Source organism: Mesorhizobium sp. WSM4813, from assembly GCF_055811555.1.
Window position 1 is genome coordinate 1 of the sequence record NZ_JBVVQU010000159.1, and the last position, 581, is coordinate 581.

Genomic DNA, 581 nt, shown 5'->3' on the forward strand with positions numbered 1-581 from the left:
GAAGAGGTCGACGACCGCGCCGACCGCGTCCCACAGAGCCTTGATGGTTCTCTCGGCCTTTGCTCGCAGCAGCGCCTTGAGTTTGGCGAAGGCGTTCTCAATCGGATTGAAGTCGGGACTGTAGGGCGGCAGGTAGAGCAGGCTCGCGCCTGCGGCCTCAATCGCGTCGCGCACGCCGGCGGCCTTGTGGGCAGGCAGGTTGTCCATGACGACTACGTCGCCCTCTGACAACGTCGGGACCAGCACCTGCTCGACATAGGCCAGGAACACGTTGCCGTTCATAGCGCCGTCGTAGACGAAGGGCGCAGTCATGCCCGTCAGCCGCAGCGCTCCGGTGAAGGTCGTGGTCTTCCAGTGGCCATGCGGCACGCCGGCCCGGCAGCGCTCGCCGCGCGGCGCTCTTCCACGCAGGCGGGCCATCTTTGTGGAGAGGCCGGTCTCGTCGATGAACACGAGCTTCGCCGGATCGAGATCGAGCTGGCCGTCGAACCAGTCCCGGCGCCGCTTCAGCACGTCGGGGCGATCCTGCTCCAGTGCGTGCGCGGACTTTTTTTGAATGTCCAGCCGTGGCCGCGAAGCCA

Annotated in this window: 1 pseudogene; it reads right to left on the minus strand. The window is 66.1% G+C overall.

Annotated features, from left to right (window positions below):
* Positions 1-581 (minus strand): annotated as a pseudogene (locus AC0L25_RS32490) (IS630 family transposase); the annotation flags it as partial.